Genomic DNA, 22033 nt, shown 5'->3' on the forward strand with positions numbered 1-22033 from the left:
TAGGGACGGGCTGGGGGCACGAACTTGTTCCCTCCGCAGGCATCAACCTGATCAGGTTCAACGGGTTCGGCCATACCGATCTCAGCCCCTTGATACCGCATGACGGTGAGAGGGGCGCCCCGACAAGAGCTGCCAACATAACCAAGAAGGCCCGCCGACGCAATCGAGCGTCGGCGGGCCTTCTGGGGCAGGCGGGATTCAGGCGCAGTCGGCGGCGCCCTCTCCGAACATGTCGAAGAGCAGTTCGCGCCCCATGCCGGTCAGCACGAAGCGGCGCTGGTCGTTCCAGGTGGCGGCCTCGCTTGATTCGAGGATGCGCTGACAGGCCGACCATTCGCGGCTATCGCTCTTCAGCGTTTCCAGCGCAGTGGGGTCGAGGCCGCGATGGGGAACGGTGACGGTTTCGAGCACGTGGCCCTGGCGGTAGAGCAGCGCTGCCATGTTGGCGAGGCATTGGCGCAGGCTGCGCTGCATCCCGAAGGTGTCGATTGAAGGGGTAGTCATGCGCCGCGTCTTTCTTGGTGGAAATTGCTGCGGCGCATTATACAACCTTGGTCGGATAAGACCAAGGTCTAGTGGGGGTCACGGCGCGTCGTGGACCTCACCGAGCAGCAGGAATTCGATCAGTGCCTTCTGGGCATGCAGACGGTTGCCGGCCTCTTGCCAGACCACGGCCCGCGGATCGTCGAGCAGGGTCTCGCTGATCTCCTCGCCGCGATGGGCCGGCAGACAGTGCAGGAACAGCACGTCCTGGTGAGCGCGATCGAGCAGTGCCTCGCTGACCTGAAGGCCGGCGAAGGCCGCCTCACGCTTGGCCTGTTCCTCCTCTTGTCCCATGGAGGCCCAGACATCGGTCGTTACCAGATCGGCGCCGGTCACGGCCTCGACGGGGTCACGCAGCAGGGTGACGCGATCGCCGGCGGCCTCAAGGATATCCTGGCGAGGCTCATAGCCTTCTGGGCAGCAGATGCGCAGCTGGAAGTCGAACTGGCGGGCCGCATTGATCCAGGAGTGGCACATGTTGTTGCCGTCGCCGATCCATACTGCGGTCTTGCCCTGTACGCTGCCGCGGAGCTCGGTCCAGGTCATCACATCGGCGAGCAGCTGACACGGATGATAGTCGTCGGTCAGCGCGTTGATTACCGGCACGCTGCTGGCCTCGGCGAATGCCTCGAGTCCGGCGTGGGAGAAGGTACGGATCATCACGATATCGACCATCTCGGAGAGCACGCGGGCTGTGTCGCCAATGGGCTCGCCCCGGCCGAGCTGGGTGTCGCGTGGAGAGAGGAACAGCGCATGGCCGCCGAAGTGCGCCATGGCGGTCTCGAAGGAGACTCGGGTGCGCGTCGAGGACTTCTCGAAGATCATCGCCATGGTGTGATTCGGGAAGGGAGTGTAGGTGGGCCCTTCCACCTTGAGCGCGTTCTTTATGGTGATGGCGCGCTGAATCATGTTGCTCAGCTCTTCGGGGCTGGCATCCATCAGGGTCAGGAAGTGCCGAGTGGCCATGCGGTGCTCCTCGCAAAAGCGCTCATCCTAGCCAGCCGCCGGGGGATGCGCAACGCGTTATGGATCAGTAGAATGGCTGTCACCAAGACCTACCGCCGGGATCAGGTATTGATCGAGCCGGCATTCACGACCTCTATTGTCCGCTACACCCTTAGGGAGACGCCATGAGCACCACCCTCGAAAACATCCAGCGCCAGATCGGCGAAAACCCGATCCTGATCTACATGAAGGGCACCCCGCAGCTGCCCCAGTGCGGCTTCTCCGCCCAGACGGTGCAGGCGCTGATGGCCTGTGGCGAGCGCTTTGCCTTCGTCAATATTCTGGATAACCCGGATATCCGGGCCGAGCTGCCCAAGTACGCCAACTGGCCCACCTTCCCCCAGCTGTGGGTCGAGGGCGAGCTGGTCGGCGGCTGCGACATCGTGATGGAGATGCACCAGAACGGCGAGCTCGAGACGCTGATCAAGGAAACGGCCGCCAAGCACAAGGACGACGCTTAAGCGTCAAGCCTGAAAAGCGGCGCTTTGCGCCTGGAAGCTTGGAGCTCGAAGAAAAACATCCCCGCAGCCATGCTGCGGGGATGTTTGCTGTGTGGGGGAGCAGTTTAATACTGATTTCCAGCTTACGGTGCTTCTTCCATCCCCTGCTCACGCTGGGTCTGGTCCCAGCCGCCGATCTCCTTGTAGCGATTGACCATGGCGCAGAACAGCTCGGCGGTGCGTTCGGTATCATAGCGAGCCGAATGCGCCTCGCTGTTGTTGAATTCGATGCCGGCGGCCCGGCAGGCCCGGGCCAGTACCGTCTGGCCGTACATCAGGCCGGCCAGGGAGGCGGTATCGAAACTGGAGAAGGGGTGGAAAGGATTGCGCTTGATGCCGCAGCGGTTCACCGCGGCATTGAGGAAGCCGTGATCGAACGCCGAGTTGTGGCCGACCAGGATGGCGCGGGTGCAGCCATGGGCCTTGATCGACTTGCGTATGGGTCGAAAGATCTCGTTGAGCGCCTCGGACTCGTTGACCGCCACCTGGCGACGCAGGGGATCGTCGAGCCGGATGCCGGTAAAGTCCAGTGCCGACTGCTCGATGCTGGCACCCGCAAAGGGCTCCACGTGGAAGGCATAGGTCGACTCGGGGAGCAGGTAACCCTCGGCGTTCATGGTCAGGGTGACCGCGGCGATCTCGAGGATCGCATTGCGCTCGGAATCGAAACCGCCGGTTTCCATGTCGACCACCACCGGCAGGTAGCTGCGGAATCGCTGTGCCATCAGGTCGCGGGCGATTGCCTCGCTCATGCACCTCTCCTTCGTGTTTGGCATTGATGTCACGGGCAGGCTGGCCGCGGCCCGGCTCAAATTCGCGCAGTCTAGCAGCTCGCTCCCTTGAGGTCCCGTGGATGGGCGGTATTCGAGGCCAGGTTGGCGCGCTATACTGGCAGGTCTCTCGTATTCATCAGAAAGGAGCTCCTCGAATGTCCGATGTCAAGAAGGTGGTGCTGGCCTACTCCGGCGGCCTGGACACCTCCGTAATCGTCAAGTGGTTGCAGGAAACCTACAACTGCGAGGTGGTGACCTTCACCGCTGACATCGGTCAGGGCGAGGAGGTGGAACCGGCGCGTGCCAAGGCTCAGGCACTGGGCGTCAAGGAGATCTACATCGAGGATCTTCGCGAGGAGTTCGTGCGCGACTACGTCTACCCGATGTTCCGTGCCAATACCATCTATGAGGGCGAGTACCTGCTCGGCACCTCCATCGCCCGCCCGCTGATCGCCAAGCGTCTGATCGAAATCGCCAACCAGACCGGCGCCGACGCCATCTCCCACGGCGCCACCGGCAAGGGCAACGACCAGGTGCGCTTCGAGCTCGGTGCCTACGCTCTGAAGCCCGGCGTCAAGGTGATCGCCCCGTGGCGTGAGTGGGACCTGAACTCCCGCGAGAAGCTGATGGCTTACTGCCAGCAGCACGACATCCCGGTGGACTTCGCCGGCCAGAAGAAGAAGTCGCCATACTCCATGGATGCCAACCTGCTGCATATCTCCTACGAGGGGGGCATCCTCGAGGATCCCTGGGCCGAAGCAGAAGAGGACATGTGGCGCTGGAGCGTCTCGCCGGAGGCCGCCCCGGACGAGCCCACCTACGTCGAGCTCACCTTTGACCAAGGCGATATCGTGGCCATTGATGGGGTGCCGATGAAGCCCCATGAGGTGCTCGAGAAGCTCAACAAGATGGGTGGCGATAATGGCATCGGCCGTCTCGATATCGTCGAGAACCGCTATGTCGGCATGAAGTCTCGCGGCTGCTACGAGACGCCCGGAGGCACCATCATGCTCAAGGCACACCGCGCCATCGAGTCGCTGACGCTCGACCGTGAAGAGGCCCACCTCAAGGATGAGCTGATGCCCAAGTATGCCGAGGTCATCTATAACGGCTACTGGTGGAGCCCTGAGCGTCGCATGCTGCAGGCCGCCATCGACGAGACCCAGCGCAATGTCTCGGGTGTGGTTCGCCTCAAGCTCTACAAGGGCAACGTCATCGTCGCCGGTCGCCAGTCCGATCAGTCGCTGTTCGACGAGTCCATCGCGACCTTCGAGGATGATGCCGGCGCCTACGACCAGAAGGATGCCGAAGGCTTTATCAAGCTCAATGCCCTGCGCCTGCGTATTGCCGCCGGCAAGGGACGCAAGCAGGACTGATGCCGCCGTGGGGCGCCTGCGGGCGCTCCACCGGCATGCATTCCGCAAGGATCGTGGGTGCTAGGTCTAGGTACTAGTAGGAGGCTTGTCATGTTCAAGAAGCTTCTCTCGGGGCTGTTCGGTGCCGGCGATGACGATGGCCCCTCTGGCCATGCTCCGGCCGCCGAGCCGGTGGAGCATAACGGCTATCTGATTGTCTCCGAGCCGGCCCAGGAGGGTGGCCAATACCGCGTCAGCGGCTGGATCCGTCGGCCGCTGAGCGGGGATGGCGAAGAGGACGAGGATGAGGTGCTCGAGCACCGCTTCGAACGCTCTGATATGGTGCCCGGCCGCGAGGCCTGCGACGAGCTGATGGTCAGCAAGGCGCAGCGCTTCATCGACGAGATGGGCGACGACATGTTCGCTCGCTAGTCCTGGCGAGTAGAGTCGTGCGCCTTCTGCATCGTGCCTCACCATGGCGGGATCTGTTTGCCGGGGCGACCCTGCCGGATCCCGCCAGCCTGCCCGATCTTCTCGCGCCCCTGCGCGATGCCCTGGTCGACCTGGGGCCCCATCCCGACCTGGCCGACGCCCACGCCTGGCAGCCCACCCTCGTGCAGGCCCTGTGGCGTCTCGATCTGCCTGCCTGGCGGATCGCCCAACTGATCAGCGACCATAACGCCTGGCTCTACCGTCGTGCCATTCGTCTCGCCGAGATCGAGATGAAGGGACAGGGGTGGGGCGCGCCGCCGGTGGCGTACTGTGCTGTGGTGCTGGGCTCCGGGGGCCGCCACGAGAGCCTGCTGGCCCCGGATCAGGACAATGCCATGATCATCGACGAGTATCCGGATGCCCGGCATGTCGAGATCGACGGTTATTTCCAGTCGCTGGGCGAGCGCTTCAGCGAGCGGCTCGATCGCGCGGGGATTCCGCTGTGCAGTGGCCATGTCATGGCGCGCTGGCCGATGTGGCGCAAGCGCCTCTCGGAGTGGCAGCGCCAGCTCGAGATATGGAGCGCCGACCGACGAGTCAAGCGCGTCCAGCAGGCCAATATCCTGCTTGATTTCACCTCGGTCTTCGGTGACGAGTCCCTCGCCGAGGCGCTGAGCGACTGGGTGGCGGCGCGCCTTCCGGCGGCGGGTCTCTTCCTCGACGAGATGGGGGCGCTGTTCGATGAGCAGCCGGTGGCGCTGGATCGCCTCGGCCGGTTGGCCGGGTCACTGGAAGGGGCACCCCACGAGCGGGCTATCAACCTCAAGCATCAGGCCATCCTGCCACTGGTTGCCGCGGCAAGGCTCATGTCGCTGCGATATGGTGTGCGCGAGACCGATACCCGGCGGCGGCTCGCTGCACTGGTTGCCAGGGGCAAGCTGGGGGCCGACAACTGCCGTGAGCTCACCGCTGCCCATGGGCGCTTGCAGGCACTGCTGCTCCATGAGCAGTGCCACAATCTCACCGCCGGTCGTGCTGCCGACGGCTGGGTAGATATGGCACGCCTCGGCAAGGACCAGCGGTTGCTGCTGCGACACGACCTGCAGCAGATACGGGCGCTGCAGCGCCGCGCGCGCCGGGGCTAGCCCGAAGCCCCCTTGGGGAGCTATAAGCCGTACGCTATAAGCCTTACGTTGTGAATCGGGGCGTGGGACCCACCATAGGCCGGAATAACCTGGTCCAAGGGGGCGTACAGCATAAAGCGTATGGCGTACCGCTCTCGGCGAAGCCGGGCATGGCTTACGCTTCCGACGAACCCGCCGGCGCCTCCGGAAGCTCCATGATCAGGCAGGCCCCTCCGAGATGGGGGGCCTCCTCCACCCATAGACGTCCACCGAGATGGGCCACGATACCCCGGCTGATGGGCAGGCCCAGACCGCTGCCTCGCGGGCGGCCATGACGCTTGTCTGGCGCTGCATCGACGCGCTGGATCTGGTGGAACTTCTCGAACACTCGTTCGCGTTCCTCCTCGCCGATCCCGGGGCCATTGTCCTCCACCATCAGGCGGTAATGACGCTTGTGTGGCAGCAGGCTGAGTCGAACTCGTGCATCCTCCTCGTCGGCAAACTTTCCGGCGTTGTCGAGCAGGTTGATGATCACCTGCTCCAGGCGATCCGGGTCACCGATGACCCGGGCCTGCTCCAGATCAACCACCATCTCCAGTGTCACCCCCCGGTCTACCTGCATATGATGCACCGCATCCACGCTGTGACGCACCAGTGCCACCAGGTCGAGGGGTTGAGGGTTGAGCGTCAGGCGTCCGCTCTCCAGGCGTGCCAGGTCGAGGATCTCCTCGATCAGTCGTGAGAGTCGCTGGCTCTCCTTGACCACCACATCGAGGAAGTGCACTCGCTTCTCTTCAGGCAGGTTGTCGCTGTCGCGCAGTATCTCGGCGAAGGCGCGGATCGAGGTAAGTGGGGTGCGCAGCTCGTGGCTGACCATGGCGACGAACTCGTCCTTCAAGCGGTCGAGCTCCCGCAGTCGCTCGTTGGCGGCCCGCAGCTCCTCGCTGGCCTGGGCCAGCTCGCTGGACTTCTGTTCCAGGCGCCGGTTGATCTCCAGAGTCTCGGAGGTGGTATCGAGGATGCTGAGGATCGACTCCAGGTCAAGTGCTTCACCGCGTACTACCGAGTTGATCAGCACCCGTGCCGAGGCATTCCCAAGCGCCCCGGAGAGCGCCTGTTCGGCGCGTGCGATCTGGGCCGGGGTGGCCGGCTGTTCGGCATCACTCGTCTGGGGTTCGGTATCGGCGAAGACCCGGGCGGTCGTTCCCGTGCCCAGATAGCGATCGAGCAGGGTGCGCAGCTCGCCGCGGGTGGTCTGGCCGTGCCATAGAGAGGTCTCCAGCAGGTTTGGGTGCATGGCCTCGGCAAATAGCGCCGCCTGAGTCTGCTCGAGCGGTGATTGACGACTGAACAGCGAGACCCCGACCAGCAGGCCGAGGTTGGCGGTCAGGCTCCAGAGCAGGGAGTGGGTATAGATGTCCCAACCCTCCAGGCCGAAGAGTGCGTAGGGCCTCAGCCAGGCGATGCCGAAGGGCCCCTGCTCGAGGAAGGTGGCGTCGAGCCAGCCAGACTGGGCGAAGCCCGGGATCAGCAGGGTCCAGGCCCATATCAGGGTGCCGGCGATCAGCCCCAGGGCGGCGCCTCGGTGATGCGCGCCTCGCCAGTACATGCCAATCAGCATGGCGGGGGCAAACTGGCAGGCCGCGGCGAAGGAGACCAGGCCGATGGTCACCAGGCTGTAGGCGTCGCCGACCAGCGCATGATAGAGGTAGCCCAGCAGCAGTATCAGCACGATTGCCACCCGGCGAATGCCCAACAACCAGCCGGCCAGCTCGCCGCTGGCACTGCGGTGCAGTCGACGGGTGCGCAGCAGCAGCGGCATGATCAGCTGGTTGCTGACCATGGTGGAGAGCGCAATGGTCTCGACGATGACCATGCTGGTCGCCGCCGAGAGGCCACCGATAAAGACCAGCAGCGGCAGCCCCTCCAGATCGGCAGAGAGCGGCAGGGTGAGCACAAAGCGGTCGGGGTCGGCATCTCCCATCAGCAACAGGCCCGCCATGGCGATGGGGATCACGAACAGGTTGATGGCCAGTAGATAGAGCGGGAAGAGCCAGCTGGCGCGGGCCAGGTGGCGCTCGTCGACGTTCTCCACCACCAGCACCTGGAATTGTCGGGGCAGCGTGAGAAATGCCAGAAAGGCCAGCACCAGCATGCCGAACCAGGCCGTACTCGTGCCGGGAACGGCATCCATCCCGAGGCGGCTGGCGAGGTCAGGCGTGGTGGCGACACGGGCGAAGAGATCACCGGGGCCCTGGAAGAGCACGAAAACCGTGAAGATACCCACGGAGAGGAAGGCCACCAGCTTGACCAGGGATTCGAAGGCGATGGCGGCCACCATGCCCTCGTGGCGCTCGCTGGCATCCAGGTGGCGAGTGCCGAAGAGGATGATGAAGACGGCCAGCACCAGCGCTACCCAGAAAGACTTGTCCAGCCAGAAGGGCTCGTCGGCCAGTCGCAGGTCGCCGGCATCGGGGTAGTTCACCAGCACCGCGTGGGTGACGGTGATCGCCTTGAGCTGCAGGGCGATATAGGGCGTGATGCCGATCAGGGCGATCAGTGCCACCAGGGCCCCGAGGCCCGAGCTCTTGCCGTAGCGGGCACTGATGAAGTCGGCAATCGAGGTGATGCGTTGGGCGCTGGCGATACGCACCATCTTGCGGATCAGAAAGGGGGCCATCAGCATCGCCAGGGTCGGCCCAAGGTAGATCAGCAGAAAGCTGGGGCCGAACTGAGCGGCGCGCCCCACACTGCCGTAGAAGGTCCAGGCGGTACAGTAGACGGCGATGGAGAGCGCATACACGTTGGGCGAGCCGATTATCGAGCGGCCCTGCTCGGCGCGTCGGTCACCCCAGGCGGCGATCAGGAACAGCAGTGCCAGGTAGCCGAAGGCGACACTGAGCACCACGATGTCGCTGCGCATCATCTACTCCCCAGGTGGCTTGCGGGGGCTCGGGCTCTCCATCAGCCAGGCCGTCAGCCCGATGATGAGCCCCCAGGCGATGAACAGATAGAGCGGTAGCCAGGAGATCGTCATGGCCCGGTCTGGCACCAGTACCAGGGGCGGGGTGAACAGCAGCGCGGCCAGGATGATCAATGCCAGCAGGCGCTCGCGGCGGCGCGGTACGCTCAGCATGGCAAGACGCTCCGATCGGGTGTGGTCGTCATGAGGCGCAGGCGTCCTCCTTGCTCAGTGCACTGTTCTGCAGTGTCAGGGCCTTCTCGAGGGTGTCGACGCCGCGGGCCTCCAGACGGGGCAGCAGCGACAGCCATAGCTCGGCGGTGACGCGGGCATCGCCCAGGGCGGTGTGGCGAGTGCCCGGGGGGAAGGAGAGATCATAGCGTTCGGCCAGGCTGTCGAGGTCATGGCCATCGAGGCTGGCATCCAGCGCCCGGGAGATCAGCAGGGTGTCGAGTACTGGCATGTCCAGCGCGATGCCGGCCCCAGGTGATTGCAGGGCCAGTAGGTCGAAGGCGGCATTATGGGCCAGCAGAACGGCGTCTCCCACATAATCGCGGAAGCGAGGCAGTGCTACCGAGAGCGGTGGGGCGCCGGTGACGGCGTCATCGGTGATGCCGTGAATGGCGGTGCTGGCCGGGGGGATCGGTTTTCCCGGATCGACGTAGAGGTCGAAGGTTTCACTGGCCAGCAGTCGCGCGTTGACCACCCGGCAGGCGCCGATACTGATCACGGTATCGCCGCGGCGCAGCTCCAGGCCGGTGGTCTCGGTGTCGAAGGCCACCACCTCAAGGGCGCGGAGTGGTCGGGCGGCCAGCTCTGCATCGGGCGCCGGCAGGTCGGCGATGCCGAAGTCGTGGAACTCGGGGCGTGGCGGAAGTGTCGGGCGCGGTGCCCCGACCCGCCCCGCGGCGTGAAAGGGCAGGCGCAGCCGAGCATGCCGCCCATCGTCATCGGCCAGGCTCCAGACGTCGCTATCATGCTGATGCAGCACGTCGGCCACTCGGGGCGTGAAGGGTAGCGCCTCCAGGTCTTGCTTTTGCCACTCGCCCAGCCTTGATTCGGCAAGCGGCTTGCCCTCCCAGATCAGATCGAGGTAGATCCGCTTGTTACCCAGGCATACCTCGCCTTCCAGGGGGACATCGCCCAGCGTCGACGCCAGCGTGTCGAGCAGTGAGCCCAATAGCACCAGCAGGGCACTGGCATCGCCCTTCAGCCAGGCCGGCATGCCGACCGCGGTGAGCTGGCGTGTCGTCGGTAGCCGCTCGTTGAGGCTGGCCCAGAGGTCATTTGACCACAGGGGGACCAGTCGCTCGCCCTCCTGCTGCATGCGCTCGATCAGGGTCGAGAGGCCATCGATATCCTCCCCCAGTGCCTGGCTCTCCTCCGCGATCACTCGCTCAAGCCGTCGGCGCATCTCGCCGGCGCCTTCGGGCAATGCAGAGAGGGCGTCGGCGGCACTGGTCAGGCTGGCGCCATGGCGACGTAGCCGCGGCAGGCCATCGAGCAGTTCGGCACGGGCACCCATCTCGCTGGTCCAGGCGGCGGTGGTGTCGACAAGAGTCAGCATGGTCTCGCCATGGCTGCCGGGTACCCGACGCAATGTGGCACGCAGCCAGCGCTCGCCGCTGGGCACCAGCACCTCGCGAGGGGCGCCATTGGACGGTAACTGGCTCAGGGCATCCTGAAGACTCACGGCGGGCAGCAGGGCCTCGAGACGCTTGCCAAGGCCAAGGCTTGCGTGATCCTCGAACAGTGTCTCGGCAGCCTGGTTGAACAGCAGAATGCGACGGTGGTGGTCGCATAGCAGGAGCGGCGTTTCGAGCACCTGCAGCAGGGTCTCGAGCTCCTGGCGTATGCGTGCCGCGCTTCGCGCGCCTTCGGCGTGGGCGGTGGCCAGCCGGGAGCGGTCGGTGCGCCACGCCTCGCGAACCCGCACCAGATCGGGGCCAAGGGCACGTAGCCAGCCCTCCGGGGGATAGTCGTCCCGGGCGTCCGGGTTGGCCACCAGGCGTGCCAGCTGCACCTGCAGGTGGCGAAGCGGCGTGAAAAGCTGGCGTTCGAGCAGCAGGCCGACCATGAAGATGGTGGCGCCCCCCGAGAAACAGCCTGCCCACAGTACCAGGCGAGCGATCCCCCGGGGCTGGAATAGGGTGTCGAGCCATAGCGCGAAGGTGGCACCACCGAAGATGCTGATGCCGCTGAGCAGCAGCCACAGGCCGATCAGCCGCTGACGGCGAGGCAGACCGGAGAGCCGGCGACTCATCAGGACACCTCGGCGAGCAGGGTCTTGACCTTCTCCACCAGTGCCTGGGTCGAGAAGGGCTTGGTGACGTAGTCATCGGCGCCCAGCGCGAGGCCCTTCTCGCGCTCGACCTCGCGCCCATGGGCGGTGAGCATAATGATGGGCAGGCGGCGATGGGCCGGATCGCCACGCAGGCGTTCGAGAACATCGAAGCCGCTGATACCGGGCAGGCTGATATCCAGCAATACCAGGTCCGGCGCCCCCTCCGCGACCCGCGCCAAGGCATTTTCGCCATTCTCCGCGGTGACCACTTCGAAGCCGGCCTGCTGCATCAGAAACTCCAGTGAAAGGACGATATTCGGCTCATCGTCTACCACTAACACTTTGGCCATGACGCACTCCAGGTCATTATGATCATTGTTGCTATCAGTCTAAGTGGCTGTTGATGGGCGGGCAAAGACGACCTTGGCACAAGGCGGCGATAGCGGGGCGTGCTACGGTGGGGCTCAGGCTCTGTCCGAAAACTGGCTGCGCTCGGCTATACGGGGTTAAAGATCGACTCAAAGTACTCATTTACACTCCGTAAACTCGTGCGCGAGCCCGGTCCGTCTTTTCGCCGATTTTTGCCTTGTCTAACCTTCGCTCGCCGACTTTTCAAACAAGGCCTTGTGTCTTTTTCTCTTCCTGTTTTCCTTCATTTCCAGTCGGAGATATGCGCATGATCGAGCTGCACCATCTGGAGAACTCTCGCTCGCAACGGGTCTTGTGGCTGCTCGAGGAGCTGGATATCGACTTCGAGGTCGTCTGCTATTCGCGGGACCCCGAGACTCAACTGGCGCCGGCGTCGCTGCGCCAGCTTCACCCGCTGGGCAAGGCGCCGCTGATTCGTGATCTGGGCCGCGACGAACGGGTGCTGGCCGAGTCCGGTGCGATAATCGACTACCTGGTCGAGCATCATGATCCGCAGGCCCGGCTGGCCCCGTTGCCCGGCAGCGAGGCACATGAGCGTTACCGCTTCTGGCTGCACCATGCCGAGGGCTCGGCCATGCCGCCGCTTGTCATGCGGCTGGTATTCTCGCGGCTCGGGCAGCCGCCGGTGCGGGCCCTGGCACGCCCGCTGGGCCGGCTCTTTGCCCGCAGTGTGGAGCAGCAGTATCTGGGGCCGGAGATCCGTCGCCTTGCACAGTTCTGGACGGAGGAACTGGTGTCGCGAGGGCCATGGTTCGCGGGCGAGTCCTTCAGTGCCGCCGATATTCAGATGAGCTTTCCCCTGCTGGCGCTCGAAAGTCGCGGCGGGCTGGTCGACTTTCCCCGACTGGTCGACTTTCTCGATGCCTGTCGTCAACGCGACGCCTATCGACGCACCGTGGATCGTATCGGCGAGTTCGGCCTGGGGTAGGGCCGACAGGAGCCGGGCAGTGTCGATGGTGGGTACCACTTTCGTCGCACCTGAGTGGCTTCGATGGCTCGTGATATGGACGTCGCGCACATAAGAGACGAAGATCATCCAGTAACCGAAAGCTTGTAACTGCTTGTCTCGTCCACTGCTAGGAGAGTGCCATGAGTGCCATTCTCGTCATGGTCCTGGGTCTTGCCGCGATGGCGGCCGGGTACTTCGTGTACTCGAAGTTCATCGCCGAGAAGATCTATCGACTCGACCCCGACTTCAAGACGCCGGCCCACGAATACGAGGACGGCATCGACTTCGTGCCCACCAACCGATATGTGCTGTGGGGCCACCACTTCACTTCCGTGGCTGGTGCGGCGCCCATCGTGGGACCAGCCATCGCGGTGATCTGGGGCTGGCTCCCGGCCTTTCTGTGGGTCGTGCTGGGGACCATCTTCTTTGCCGGCGTTCACGACTCGGGAGCGATCTGGGCCAGCGTGCGCAACCGGGCCAAATCGGTCGGTGCCCTGACCGGTGATGTGGTGGGCAAGCGAGCTCGCAGCATCTTCATGATCGTCATCTTCCTGGTGCTGCTGATGGTCAATGCGGTATTCGCCGTGGTGATTGCCGGTCTGATGATGAACTTCTCCAGTGCCGTGGTACCGGTGTGGGGCGCCATTCTGGTGGCGCTGGTGATCGGTCAGATGATCTATCGCCGCAAGATGAGCCTGCCGATGGTCTCCATCGTCGGCGTGGTGGCACTCTATGCGCTGATCGGCATCGGGCCCTCGGTGCCCCTGCAGATGCCGGCGGAAGTGGCGGGTGTCTCCGGCAACGCCATCTGGATCCTGCTGCTCTTCGGCTACGCAGCGATTGCCTCGCTGCTGCCGGTCTGGGTGCTGTTGCAGCCGCGCGACTATATCAACGGCTTGCAGCTGTTCGTGGGGCTGATCGTGCTGTATGGCGCCATTCTGTTGCTTAACCCGAGCATGGTGGCGCCGGCGTTCAACGACAATGTGCCGGCCGGTACGCCCTCGCTGATTCCGCTGCTGTTCGTGACCATCGCCTGTGGCGCCATCTCCGGCTTCCATGGCCTGGTGTCATCCGGTACCACCTCCAAGCAGCTCAACAAGGAAACCGACGCACGTTTCGTCGGCTACTTCGGGGCCGTGGGTGAAGGCATGCTGGCGTTGGCCGCCATTCTCGCGGCGACCGCCGGCTTTGCGACCTTTGCCGACTGGGAGGCGATGTACACCGCCTTCGGTCAGGGGGGCGTCAACGCCTTCGTTGAGGGGGGAGCCTTCATCATCTCCAACGGCGTGGGCCTGCCCGAAGCCACCGCGGCGACACTGTTGACCGTCATGGCGGCACTGTTCGCGGGCACCACCATGGATACCGGCCTGCGCCTGCAGCGCTATATCTTCCAGGAGTGGGGCGAGATCTATCAGCAGCGCTGGATGCAGAAGCCGGCGATCGCCACCCTGCTGGCGGTGGGCAGCTGCCTGCTGCTGGCCTTCGGCGCGGGTGGAGCGGATGGCTCCGGCGGGCTGATCATCTGGCCGCTGTTCGGCACCACCAACCAGCTGCTGGCCGGTCTGTCGCTGCTGGTGGTCACCGTGATGCTGGTGCGCCTGGGTCGACCCATGTGGTTCACCCTGGCACCGCTGGTCTTTTTGCTGGTGGTCACCATCATCGCGCTGTTGCTGCAGCTGCGCAGCTTCTTCGAGCAGGGCAACTACTTCCTGCTGGTGCTGGATCTCGTGGTGCTGGTCGCGGCCATACTGGTTTCGCTCGAGTGCGTGTCGGCTCTCAAGCGGATCAAGAGCGAGGCCCCTGCCCAGCAAAAGTAAATGGTGAGCCTTTCAGGAGTCACAGGATGAGCGACGACCATAAGGAGGAGTGTCGTGCGGCTCGTCTCGAACGGATTCGGGCCTGGCTTAGCCAGGCCCGTTTCTTCGCGGAGGAGGTCTACTCCTCTCGCTACCGGGGCGCGATTGCCCGCGCCCGTCGAGACGAGGACGACCTGTTCATGCTGCTGGTGTTCTCCGAAATGATGGGAGTTCCCAATCCGGCGGCCTACTACACCCTGGAGCTGCAGCCCCTGTTGCTGGAGCGCTTCCACGACTGGCACCAACGCATGGGAATGGAACGCTCGCCACTCGACCACTTCAAATGTTGTTGAGGGTTCAATGAAAGAACTTCTGGAAAAACGTCTGCTCTGGGTGGGTGGCAAAGGTGGGGTCGGCAAGACGACCGTTGCCGCGGCCCTGGCGGTGCTCGCGGCCCGCCGTGGGCGGCGGGTGCTGGTGGTCTCCACCGATCCGGCGCACAGCCTGGGCGACGTTTTCGATCGTGAGCTGAGTGATGTGCCTCGGCGGCTGCTGCCCAATCTCGATGCCATGGAGATCGACCCGGATGCCGAGGTGGAGGCCCACCTGACCCGTGTCACCGCTCAGATGCGCCGTTATGCGGCACCGGAGATGATGGCCGAGCTCGAGCGTCAGATGCGCCTGACCCGGCAGTCACCGGGCACTCAGGAGGCGGCACTGCTGGAACGGCTGTCGCGCCTGATCACCGATGATTCGGAAGAGTGGGACCTGATCATCTTCGATACGGCACCCACCGGCCATACCCTGCGTCTGTTGACGCTGCCCGAGGCGATGGCGGCCTGGACCGATGGACTGCTTGCCCATAATCGCAAGTCCGAGGAGCTGGGCAAGGTGCTGTCACATCTGGCGCCCAAGCGCGGCAAGGATGTTTCGACGCCGTTCGATGACCCCCATGAGGATGGGCTGGCGGACCTCGATGAGAAGACACGCGATGTGGCCAGGACCTTGATGGAGCGACGGCGGCTGTTTCATCAGGCGCGCCGACGCATCGAGAATCCGGACGAGACCGGTTTCCTCTTCGTGATGACCCCGGAGCGACTGCCGATCCTCGAGACGGCGCGCGCGGTGGCGACCCTGGAAGAGGCCCATGTGCCGGTAGCGGGCACTCTCGTCAATCGGGTGATTCCCCCGGAGGCCGACGGTGACTTCCTTAACGCACGCCGCGAGCAGGAGGCCACTTATCTGAGGCGCATCGACGAGGAGCTGGGGCATCTGCCGCGCCCGCGGCTGCCGTGGCTACCCACAGATGTGCAGGGCATCGAGATTCTCGAGCAGCTGGCTGAGCGTCTCGAAGCGGAAGGCTTCTAGGTGCCAGGGCGTTAAAACCATGGCGTCTCGCTAGAGCTCGGTCTTCTCCTTGAACTCGCACAGGTCCTCGATCACGCAGCTGCCGCAGCGTGGCTTGCGCGCGATGCAGGTATAGCGGCCGTGCAGGATCAGCCAATGGTGGGCATCCTGACGGAACTCCCTGGGTACGTGGCGCAGCAGCTTTTTCTCCACTTCGACCACGTCCTTGCCCTTGGCGATGCCGGTTCGATTGGATACCCGAAAGATATGGGTATCCACGGCGATGGTGGGCTGGCCGAAGGCGGTGTTGAGGATTACGTTGGCGGTCTTGCGCCCGACGCCGGGCAGCGCTTCTAGGGCGGCGCGCGTTCCGGGGACTTCGCCGCCGTGCTTCTCCACCAGTAGATGGCAGGTCTTCATCAGATTCACGGCCTTGGTGTTGTAGAGGCCGATGGTCTTGATGTGTTCCTTGAGTCCATCGAGGCCCAGCTCGATGATCGCCTGGGGAGTATTGGCCACCGGGAAGAGCCGCGCGGTGGCCTTGTTGACGCCCACATCGGTCGCCTGGGCGGAGAGCAGCACCGCGGCCAGCAGCTCGAAGGGGGTTTCCCAGTGGAGCTCGGTGGTGGGGTGGGGGTTGTGTTCACGCAACCGCGTGAAGATCTCGTAACGTTTCTGGGCGTTCATGGCATTCCGTGGCGATGGAAAGGCGGCGTTGCAGCACTATCCGGGGCTTACCCGGCGACAGGTCTGCGAGGAGGCGCTGTGAATACGTCCCTGTACGCTACCGACGCCTTCCTTGGCGTAGGACCTCCTCTTCGACCTGTCCCCGGGGCCCCTACCCTTGGCAGTAAAACCGCGGGTCCGGTTTGGTTTTGATTGGCTTTTGTTCGTGGTTTCGGACAGGGACTAGCTTTACTCGCTCTTGTCCAGCGCGCTTCTGGCCTCGGCAAGCAGCCGCTCGGCTTCGGGCAGCTGGGCCAGGGCAGTGGTCTCGGCCTTGTCGTCGCCGCGGCGGCGAGCGCTCTCCAGCTGCTGCTGTACTCGCTTCAGGGCCTGCTCGGCGGCCTTGAAGGCCATCCGGCGCTGGCGCTGGATGACTGCGCTGCCACCGGGTGAGCCGCTAGTCTCCTTGCCGGCGGCGGCGCGCCGCTGTTGCATCAGCCGCCTCTGGCGCTCGAGTCGTTTGTCGCGGGCCTCCCGGGCCTGGCGCTGCTGTCTGGTGCGGTGGCGTCGGCGGCCCAGTTCGGCGCGGCGCGCCAGGTAGGCGTCGCGCTCCGTATCGCTTTCGGCAGACGCCCAGGCGGGGTGAGGCACGAGGTCGATGCAGTCCACCGGGCAGGGTGCCACGCAAAGCTCGCAGCCGGTACACTCGTCGGTAATCACCGTGTGCATGCGCTTGGCCGCCCCGAGGATGGCATCCACCGGGCAGGCCTGAATGCATTTGGTGCAACCGATGCATTCGGCCTCGCGAATCACCGCGGCCAGGGGCAGCTGGGCGGGCTCCGCCAGAGGCTGCTCGGGCTGGCCGGTCAGGGTGGCCAACCGAGTGAGCGTCTGCTCGCCGCCCGGGGGGCAGCGGTTGATCGGCTCGCCCTCGGCGATCGCCTTGGCATACGGCAGACAGCCATCGAAGCCACACTTGCCGCACTGGGTCTGGGGCAGCAGGGCATCGATGGCCTCGATCAGGTCATCATGACTCACGGTGGCTCAGGTCACCCGTTGGCCGGGCTCGGCGCCGGAGTCCGGCGAGAGCAGATAGATGCCCTCGTCGTTGCCCGAGGCCAGCACCATGCCTTCCGAGACGCCGAAGCGCATCTTGCGCGGCGCCAGGTTGGCGACCATCACGGTGAGACGACCCTCCAGTGCCTCGGGGGCATAGGCGGCACGGATGCCCGAGAAGACCGTACGGCTCTCGCCGCCCAGATCCAGGCTCAGCTTGAGCAGCTTGTCGGCGCCCTCGACATACTCCGCCTTGGCGATGCGTGCGATGCGCAGGTCGACCTTGATGAAGTCGTCGAAGGAGATCTCCTCGGCGATCGGTTCCTCGGCCAGGGGCCCCCTGGGGGTCTCCTTGAGCTTCTGTTCTTCCACCAGGTCCTCCTTGGATGCCTCGATCATGGCGTCGACTTTATCCTTCTCCACTCGGGTCATCAGCGGTTTGAACTTGGCAATCTCGTGGTCGAGCAGCAGCTCGTGTCGGCTATGCCAGTCGAGGGAGTCGAGTTTGAGGAAGCCACGGGCCTGCTCGGCCATGGCCGGGACTACCGGCGCCAGATAGACCATCAACTGACGGAACAGGTTGATACCGACCGAGCAGATATCAAGCACCTCCTGCTCGCGCCCCTCCTGCTTGGCCAGTACCCACGGCTCTGCCTCGGCGATATAGGTGTTGGCCTCATCAGCCAGCTCCATTACCAGGCGCATGGCGCGGCCGAATTCGCGGGTCTCGAACTGCTCGGCGATTTCGTCGCCGGCGCTGATGAAGCGGGCGATGCGCTCGGGCTCGGCACAGTGGGCGGAGAGCTTGCCGCCACCCAGCTTCTTGACGAAGCCGGCGCAGCGGCTGGCGATATTGACGACCTTGCCTACCAGGTCGCTATTGACCCGCGCGGCGAAGTCATCGAGGTTGAGGTCGAGGTCGTCGACCCGCGAGGTGAGCTTGGCGGCGAAGTAGTAGCGCAGATATTCCGGGTTAAGGTGGTCAGCATAGGTGGCGGCCTTGATAAAGGTGCCACGGGACTTGGACATCTTGGCGCCGTTGACAGTCACGAAGCCGTGGCAGTTTACCGCCGTCGGGGTGCGGAAGTCGGCACCATGCAGCATGGCGGGCCAGAACAAGGCATGGAAGTAGACGATATCCTTGCCGATGAAATGGTAGACCTCGGCGTCGCTATCCCTCTTCCAGTAGCTGTCGAAGTCGATGCCCTCGCGGTCGCAGAGGTTCTTGAAGCTGGCCAGGTAGCCGATCGGGGCGTCGAGCCAGACGTAGAAGTACTTGCCCGGGGCATCGGGAATCTCGAAGCCGAAGTAGGGGGCGTCACGCGAGATATCCCATTCGTTGAATCCGGCCTCGAACCACTCCATCAGCTTGTTGCGGATCTGGGGCTGGACATGACCATCATTGATCCAGCCATGCATGAAGTCGGCGAAGTCGGGCAGCTTGAAGAAGTAGTGGGTGGAGCTGCGCACCTCGGGGGTGGCGCCGGAGATGGCCGACACCGGATCGATCAGCTCCGCTGGGGTGTAGGTGGCCCCGCAGGCCTCGCAGTTGTCACCGTACTGATCGTCGGTCTTGCACGATGGGCAGGTGCCCTTGATGAAGCGGTCGGCCAGGAAGAGCCCCTTCACCGGGTCGTACATCTGTTCGATGTCGCGGGTCGCGATATGGCCCTTGTCGCGCAGGCGAGTGTAGATCAGCTCGCTGAAGTAGCGGTTCTCTTCCGAATGGGTCGAGTGGTAGTTGTCGAAGGCGACGCCAAAGGTCGCGAAGTCCGCCTGGTGTTCCCGGCTGACGCGCTCGATCAATGTCTCGGGAGTGATGCCCTCCTGCTCGGCGCGCAGCATGATCGCGGTTCCGTGTGCGTCATCGGCACACACGTAATGACACTGCTGGCCACGGCTCTTCTGGAAGCGCACCCAGATATCGGTCTGGATATATTCGAGCAGGTGGCCGAGGTGAATCGCGCCGTTGGCATAGGGCAGGGCGCTGGTGACCAGAATCTTGCGCGTGGCGTTCGTCGACATATCGGCTCTTGAATCCCTGGAAAATCAGATGCTCGATTGTAGCCGGGATGGCGTCTCGCTGCACCCGGCATCATCATGGGCAACAGGCCCGGCCTATCCACTCAGCGCCTGGCGGAGGCGTGATAGATACCGAAGTGGGTAAGGCCTCGGTCATGGAGATGCAGCGCCTGCATACGGCTCATCACGCCCTGGTCGCAGTACAGGAAATAGTGCCGGTCGTCGGGCAGTTCCGGGGCACGCTGCTGCAGCTCGTAGAAGGGGATCTCGAGGCGTTGGCCCGACTTCAGGGCCAATGGGGCCACCTCGCGCTCTACCGGGGGACGAATGTCGATAACGCTGACATCCTCGCCCGCGTGGGCTTCGGGGACCTCCTCGCCGGCCTGGTGGCCAGTTGCGTCGTGCTGGTTCTCGCCAAGGCGGTCGGTGCGGGTGGTCTCGGTGGCTTCGATTACGGCGTCCAGTATGGCAAAGTCGAACTCGGCCTCGGCCTCGGTGATCTGGTCGCGACGGGCACGGGTGTTGGGGCGTCGCGAGATGACACCACAATACTCGGGCATCACTTCGGCGAAGCGGGCGGTATCGATCTCTCGCGCCTGGTTGATGATGGTCTGCTTGTCATCGGTAAGCAGCGGACGCAGTATCGGCAGGTCGCTGGCATCATCGATCAGCGCCAGGTTGGTCAGGGTCTGGCTGGAGACCTGGGCGATGGCGTCGCCGGTGACCAGCGCCGGTATGCGGGCACGCTGGGCGATGCGTGAAGCGGCTCGTGCCATCATGCGCTTTAGCACCACACCCATCATGCCGTCCGGTACCTTGCGCAGGATCTCGCCGACCACTGGCTCGAAAGGAACCGATATGAAGTTGACGCGATGCGACAGGCTGTAGCGCTGCCAGAGGTGGTGGGTAACCTCACGCACGCCCCGCTCATGCTCGGGGCCGCCCAGGTTGAAGAACAGAAAGTGGGTCTTGATGCCGCGGCGGATCATTCGCCAGGCGGCCACCGGTGAGTCGTAACCGCCGGAGATCAGCGCCAGGGCCTGGCCCTGCAGACCGAGTGGGTAGCCACCCAGTCCCGGCAGGCGACGATCGATCAGGCGCAGTCGTTGCTCGACGACCTCTACCGTCACATTCACCTCGGGATGCTTGAGGTCTACCCTGGCATCGGGCGTGGCGGCGAGCAGTGCCGCGCCGAGATGGCGTTCCAGATCGGAAGAGGTGAAGTCGTGCTGGCCGCGGCGTTTGGCCGAGACACGAAATCGCTGACCGGCGATACGCGTCTGCCAGCAGGGCACGACATGATTGGCGACATCATTGAGGTCACCGAAGTCGACCTCGCGAACCTCCTGAACCTCCTGAGCACCAGGGACCCGACAGAGACGCGCCTCGATCTCATCGGTCAGCGCCGTGTCGGCGTTTTCGGGCACCGACACCATCAACAGGTCCCAACCCGCGCGCACCCCGATGCCGGGCTCCAGAGGCTTCAGAGTGTTGCGCACATTGGCGGCGAGACAGCGCGTCATGTGCTGACGAACGGAGCGCGACTTGATGGTGATTTCGGGGCTTAGCTTGAGGAGGTAGTACATGATGGTGAGGGCTGTATAGCTCTAGTCAAATCAATGGGTTGTTATTCTAACAGAGTCGTGATGCACGAACACGTAAACGCCCGGCGGATGCCGGGCGTCGCTGGGGGACTTGCTTGATTGGGGCAGGGCGTTGCTCAGTAGAGAGCCTGCTCCTCGTTGACGACCTCGCGAAGCAGCTCGAGGAAGAGCCTGTCGGCTTCACTGTGCTCTTGGGGATCCTCCGGGATATGCACGCTGGTGGTGTCCGAGATCTCGTTGGCGATGCGCGCCATGATCTCCTGAGAGTTACCCTCCGGCACATGACGACGGGCGATCTCCAGCGACTGGTCGAGGATTCGGGGGTCCTGCAGAAGCTTCCTTATGAAACCCTGCAGTTCGTTGATGACGCGCGTCTTTTGAATTTCCGATGAGGACATGGCGTGCTCCTTGTGATAACCGGCCGTGTCGATGCCATGACGATAGCACGTTTACAGGGTGCTGGTGAGGTTCCTTGTTGGGTCTTGTTCTTCATTAAAAAAAAACGTAACCCTATGCTTAGGCAGTGGAGTCATAATAGGCCAGCAGCGTGTACGCGTTTGAGGTTAGGGCCATGATCCACGTTGCACAGCAGTCTGAGAGCAATGATGGTGCAGCTGACCAGGATTGTGCTCTTGCGGTGTGCAGGAAAGCATCAGCTACGTAGTAAAAGCAGTGCACGCCTCGTGGCGAGCGATATCAACAACTTTGTTAGGCCGAGATTTCGAAGTGAAATCTCTTCAGGCAACCATTACACAGGCAGCTCATGAAATTTACCCTCATCTCGCCAACCTCTCGCCGTGTCATCGGAGTTGCTACCCTGGGCGCTGCGTTGGCTCTTATGCCGATTAGCGCCGCGGTGGCTCGGAGTTTGCCGCCAGGCCTTGCTGCACCGGGGTCAACCACCCTCGCCGATGCGGTGCGGCAGGCACTCACTACCAACCCTGAGGTGCAGGCCGTCTGGAACGAGCTGCGTGCTGCCGATGATGATGTGGATGTTGCATTTGGGGGCTACCTGCCCACTGTTGATGTCAGCGCCGGCACTGGCCGTGAGTATCGCGAAGGCGAGCCTGGTCCAGGCTTCTCCAAAAGCGGAAGCTACGAGATGAAGTTGAACCGTACCGGGATTCCCGGAGGCTCCAAACCTTGAGAGGATGGAGCCATGAACACTTCCAAGCGATATGCACCT

Annotated in this window: 21 protein-coding genes and 1 riboswitch; of the genes, 9 read left to right on the forward strand and 12 right to left on the reverse strand. The window is 63.7% G+C overall.

Going from position 1 to position 22033, the window contains the following annotated elements:
* Positions 1–11: 11 nt before the first annotated feature.
* Positions 12–132: riboswitch (TPP riboswitch) on the reverse strand.
* A gap of 66 nt (positions 133–198) precedes the next feature.
* Complete coding sequence (locus Q0894_RS14440) at positions 199–504, reverse strand: hypothetical protein (RefSeq protein ID WP_299236607.1); 306 nt, start codon at positions 502–504, stop codon at positions 199–201.
* A 78-nt stretch (positions 505–582) separates the two neighbouring features.
* Complete coding sequence (argF, locus tag Q0894_RS14445; protein ID WP_161422615.1) at positions 583–1509, reverse strand: ornithine carbamoyltransferase; 927 nt, start codon at positions 1507–1509, stop codon at positions 583–585.
* Positions 1510–1673: 164 nt separating this feature from the next.
* On the opposite strand from argF, the gene Q0894_RS14450 reads away from it, so the two are divergent.
* The gene (locus tag Q0894_RS14450) at positions 1674–2009 is read left to right on the forward strand and encodes a Grx4 family monothiol glutaredoxin (protein WP_132041206.1); all 336 of its coding nucleotides are present in this window, start codon (positions 1674–1676) and stop codon (positions 2007–2009) included.
* 122 nt (positions 2010–2131) lie between these two features.
* On the opposite strand, the gene rnt is transcribed toward Q0894_RS14450, so the two are convergent.
* The gene (gene rnt, locus Q0894_RS14455; protein WP_299236611.1) at positions 2132–2800 is read right to left on the reverse strand and encodes a ribonuclease T; all 669 of its coding nucleotides are present in this window, start codon (positions 2798–2800) and stop codon (positions 2132–2134) included.
* 176 nt (positions 2801–2976) lie between these two features.
* Here rnt and Q0894_RS14460 point away from each other — a divergent pair, with 176 nt between their 5' ends.
* The 3 genes from Q0894_RS14460 (at position 2977) to Q0894_RS14470 (ending at position 5753) form a co-directional block, all read left to right on the forward strand.
* Positions 2977–4197, forward strand: coding sequence for an argininosuccinate synthase (locus Q0894_RS14460; RefSeq protein ID WP_132041204.1), 1221 nt, complete (start codon positions 2977–2979; stop codon positions 4195–4197).
* Between the two features lie 90 nt (positions 4198–4287).
* Positions 4288–4608 carry an HlyU family transcriptional regulator gene (locus tag Q0894_RS14465; protein WP_299236614.1) on the forward strand — a complete coding sequence of 107 codons (321 nt, stop codon included), beginning with the start codon at positions 4288–4290 and terminating at the stop codon, positions 4606–4608.
* 17 nt (positions 4609–4625) lie between these two features.
* Complete coding sequence (locus tag Q0894_RS14470; protein WP_299236616.1) at positions 4626–5753, forward strand: DUF294 nucleotidyltransferase-like domain-containing protein; 1128 nt, start codon at positions 4626–4628, stop codon at positions 5751–5753.
* 154 nt (positions 5754–5907) lie between these two features.
* Here the strand turns inward: Q0894_RS14470 and Q0894_RS14475 are convergent, their stop codons facing one another.
* Genes Q0894_RS14475 through Q0894_RS14490 form a run of 4 tightly spaced genes read right to left on the reverse strand, consistent with a single transcriptional unit; the run spans position 5908 to position 11328 of the window.
* Entirely contained in the window at positions 5908–8655 is a 2748-nt protein-coding gene (locus tag Q0894_RS14475; protein ID WP_299236618.1) for a sensor histidine kinase, read from the reverse strand.
* 3 nt (positions 8656–8658) lie between these two features.
* Complete coding sequence (locus tag Q0894_RS14480; RefSeq protein WP_299236620.1) at positions 8659–8868, reverse strand: hypothetical protein; 210 nt, start codon at positions 8866–8868, stop codon at positions 8659–8661.
* Positions 8869–8896: 28 nt separating this feature from the next.
* Positions 8897–10957 carry an exonuclease domain-containing protein gene (locus Q0894_RS14485; protein WP_299236622.1) on the reverse strand — a complete coding sequence of 687 codons (2061 nt, stop codon included), beginning with the start codon at positions 10955–10957 and terminating at the stop codon, positions 8897–8899.
* Positions 10957–11328 carry a response regulator gene (locus Q0894_RS14490; protein WP_195687185.1) on the reverse strand — a complete coding sequence of 124 codons (372 nt, stop codon included), beginning with the start codon at positions 11326–11328 and terminating at the stop codon, positions 10957–10959. Before Q0894_RS14490 ends, Q0894_RS14485 begins: the two co-directional genes overlap by 1 nt.
* A 326-nt stretch (positions 11329–11654) precedes the next feature.
* On the opposite strand from Q0894_RS14490, the gene Q0894_RS14495 reads away from it, so the two are divergent.
* The 4 genes from Q0894_RS14495 (at position 11655) to Q0894_RS14510 (ending at position 15520) form a co-directional block, all read left to right on the forward strand.
* Entirely contained in the window at positions 11655–12335 is a 681-nt protein-coding gene (locus Q0894_RS14495; protein ID WP_299236626.1) for a glutathione S-transferase, read from the forward strand.
* A gap of 161 nt (positions 12336–12496) precedes the next feature.
* A complete protein-coding gene (locus tag Q0894_RS14500; protein ID WP_299236629.1) occupies positions 12497–14173 on the forward strand; it encodes a carbon starvation protein A in 1677 nt (558 codons plus the stop codon).
* A gap of 26 nt (positions 14174–14199) precedes the next feature.
* Complete coding sequence (locus Q0894_RS14505; protein ID WP_299236631.1) at positions 14200–14505, forward strand: cory-CC-star protein; 306 nt, start codon at positions 14200–14202, stop codon at positions 14503–14505.
* Positions 14506–14512: 7 nt separating this feature from the next.
* Positions 14513–15520 carry an ArsA family ATPase gene (locus tag Q0894_RS14510; RefSeq protein WP_299236633.1) on the forward strand — a complete coding sequence of 336 codons (1008 nt, stop codon included), beginning with the start codon at positions 14513–14515 and terminating at the stop codon, positions 15518–15520.
* Positions 15521–15550: 30 nt separating this feature from the next.
* On the opposite strand, the gene nth is transcribed toward Q0894_RS14510, so the two are convergent.
* From nth to Q0894_RS14535, 5 genes are all read right to left on the reverse strand, one after another.
* On the reverse strand, positions 15551–16186 hold the full coding sequence (nth, locus tag Q0894_RS14515) for an endonuclease III (protein ID WP_299236635.1): 636 nt from the start codon (positions 16184–16186) through the stop codon (positions 15551–15553).
* Between the two features lie 228 nt (positions 16187–16414).
* Positions 16415–17203, reverse strand: a complete 789-nt coding sequence (locus Q0894_RS14520) for an RnfABCDGE type electron transport complex subunit B (RefSeq protein ID WP_299236637.1) — start codon at positions 17201–17203, stop codon at positions 16415–16417.
* Positions 17204–17209: 6 nt separating this feature from the next.
* Entirely contained in the window at positions 17210–19246 is a 2037-nt protein-coding gene (metG, locus tag Q0894_RS14525; RefSeq protein WP_299236639.1) for a methionine--tRNA ligase, read from the reverse strand.
* Positions 19247–19347: 101 nt separating this feature from the next.
* Positions 19348–20829, reverse strand: coding sequence for a tRNA uracil 4-sulfurtransferase ThiI (thiI, locus tag Q0894_RS14530; protein WP_299236641.1), 1482 nt, complete (start codon positions 20827–20829; stop codon positions 19348–19350).
* A gap of 134 nt (positions 20830–20963) precedes the next feature.
* Positions 20964–21245 carry a hypothetical protein gene (locus Q0894_RS14535; protein WP_299236642.1) on the reverse strand — a complete coding sequence of 94 codons (282 nt, stop codon included), beginning with the start codon at positions 21243–21245 and terminating at the stop codon, positions 20964–20966.
* A gap of 365 nt (positions 21246–21610) precedes the next feature.
* On the opposite strand from Q0894_RS14535, the gene Q0894_RS14540 reads away from it, so the two are divergent.
* Complete coding sequence (locus Q0894_RS14540; RefSeq protein WP_299236643.1) at positions 21611–21994, forward strand: TolC family protein; 384 nt, start codon at positions 21611–21613, stop codon at positions 21992–21994.
* Positions 21995–22033: the final 39 nt, after the last annotated feature.

Source organism: uncultured Halomonas sp., assembly GCF_947501415.1.
Classification (GTDB): domain Bacteria; phylum Pseudomonadota; class Gammaproteobacteria; order Pseudomonadales; family Halomonadaceae; genus Halomonas.

Bases quoted from the DNA above. Each gene is read 5' to 3' on its own strand.
- Q0894_RS14510 (WP_299236633.1), top strand. From the start codon at position 14,513: ATGAAAGAACTTCTGGAAAAACGTCTGCTCTGGGTGGGTGGCAAAGGT.
- Q0894_RS14500 (WP_299236629.1), top strand. From the start codon at position 12,497: ATGAGTGCCATTCTCGTCATGGTCCTGGGTCTTGCCGCGATGGCGGCC.
- Q0894_RS14440 (WP_299236607.1), bottom strand. From the start codon at position 504: ATGACTACCCCTTCAATCGACACCTTCGGGATGCAGCGCAGCCTGCGC.
- Q0894_RS14490 (WP_195687185.1), bottom strand. From the start codon at position 11,328: ATGGCCAAAGTGTTAGTGGTAGACGATGAGCCGAATATCGTCCTTTCA.
- rnt (WP_299236611.1), bottom strand. From the start codon at position 2,800: ATGAGCGAGGCAATCGCCCGCGACCTGATGGCACAGCGATTCCGCAGC.
- Q0894_RS14505 (WP_299236631.1), top strand. From the start codon at position 14,200: ATGAGCGACGACCATAAGGAGGAGTGTCGTGCGGCTCGTCTCGAACGG.
- metG (WP_299236639.1), bottom strand. From the start codon at position 19,246: ATGTCGACGAACGCCACGCGCAAGATTCTGGTCACCAGCGCCCTGCCC.
- Q0894_RS14485 (WP_299236622.1), bottom strand. From the start codon at position 10,957: ATGAGTCGCCGGCTCTCCGGTCTGCCTCGCCGTCAGCGGCTGATCGGC.
- Q0894_RS14540 (WP_299236643.1), top strand. From the start codon at position 21,611: ATGAAATTTACCCTCATCTCGCCAACCTCTCGCCGTGTCATCGGAGTT.
- Q0894_RS14465 (WP_299236614.1), top strand. From the start codon at position 4,288: ATGTTCAAGAAGCTTCTCTCGGGGCTGTTCGGTGCCGGCGATGACGAT.
- Q0894_RS14450 (WP_132041206.1), top strand. From the start codon at position 1,674: ATGAGCACCACCCTCGAAAACATCCAGCGCCAGATCGGCGAAAACCCG.
- Q0894_RS14535 (WP_299236642.1), bottom strand. From the start codon at position 21,245: ATGTCCTCATCGGAAATTCAAAAGACGCGCGTCATCAACGAACTGCAG.
- Q0894_RS14495 (WP_299236626.1), top strand. From the start codon at position 11,655: ATGATCGAGCTGCACCATCTGGAGAACTCTCGCTCGCAACGGGTCTTG.
- argF (WP_161422615.1), bottom strand. From the start codon at position 1,509: ATGGCCACTCGGCACTTCCTGACCCTGATGGATGCCAGCCCCGAAGAG.
- Q0894_RS14475 (WP_299236618.1), bottom strand. From the start codon at position 8,655: ATGCGCAGCGACATCGTGGTGCTCAGTGTCGCCTTCGGCTACCTGGCA.
- nth (WP_299236635.1), bottom strand. From the start codon at position 16,186: ATGAACGCCCAGAAACGTTACGAGATCTTCACGCGGTTGCGTGAACAC.
- thiI (WP_299236641.1), bottom strand. From the start codon at position 20,829: ATGTACTACCTCCTCAAGCTAAGCCCCGAAATCACCATCAAGTCGCGC.
- Q0894_RS14480 (WP_299236620.1), bottom strand. From the start codon at position 8,868: ATGCTGAGCGTACCGCGCCGCCGCGAGCGCCTGCTGGCATTGATCATC.
- Q0894_RS14460 (WP_132041204.1), top strand. From the start codon at position 2,977: ATGTCCGATGTCAAGAAGGTGGTGCTGGCCTACTCCGGCGGCCTGGAC.